We start from the raw sequence: 697 nt of genomic DNA, 5'->3' as shown, positions 1-697 counted from the left end.
CCCTATCCGCGCGACCTGATCGGCTACGGCAGGAAGCCGCCGCACGCCAACTGGCCCGGGCGCGCCCGCATCGCCGTCCAGTTCGTGCTCAACTACGAGGAAGGCGGCGAGAACTGCGTGCTGCACGGCGACCCCGGCAGCGAGCAGTTCCTGTCCGAACTGTTCAACGCCGCCAGCTACCCCGAGCGCCACCTGTCCATGGAAGGCATCTACGAGTACGGCTCGCGCGTGGGCGTGTGGCGCTTCCTGCGCGAATTCGAGCGCCGCGGCCTGCCGATGACGATCTTCGGCGTGTCGATGGCGCTCGAGCGCCACCCCGAACTCACCGCCGCCTTCAAGGCGCTCGGCCACGAGATCGCCTGCCACGGCTGGCGCTGGATCCACTACCAGAACACCCCCGAGGAGATCGAGCGCGAGCACATGCGCATCGGCATGGAGATCATCGAGCGCCTGACCGGCGAGCGCGCGCTGGGCTGGTACACCGGCCGCGACTCGCCCAACACCCGCCGCCTGGTGGCCGACTACGGCGGCTTCCTGTACGACTCGGACTACTACGGCGACGACCTGCCGTTCTGGACCGAAGTCGAAAAGACCGACGGCGACACCGTGCCCCACCTGGTCGTGCCCTACACGCTCGACACCAACGACATGCGCTTCGCGCTGCCGCAGGGCTTCTCGCACGGCGACGAGTTCTTCG

Annotated in this window: 1 protein-coding gene; it reads left to right on the top strand. The window is 68.3% G+C overall.

Annotation, left to right across the window (positions count from 1 at the left end; genetic code table 11):
* A partial coding sequence (locus tag TBU01S_RS22750) for a polysaccharide deacetylase family protein (protein WP_083953813.1) occupies positions 1-697 on the top strand: 697 nt, incomplete at both ends.

The organism is Thauera butanivorans NBRC 103042, assembly GCF_001591165.1.
Classification (GTDB): domain Bacteria; phylum Pseudomonadota; class Gammaproteobacteria; order Burkholderiales; family Rhodocyclaceae; genus Thauera; species Thauera butanivorans.
This window is presented reverse-complemented; position numbering and strand designations above follow the sequence as displayed.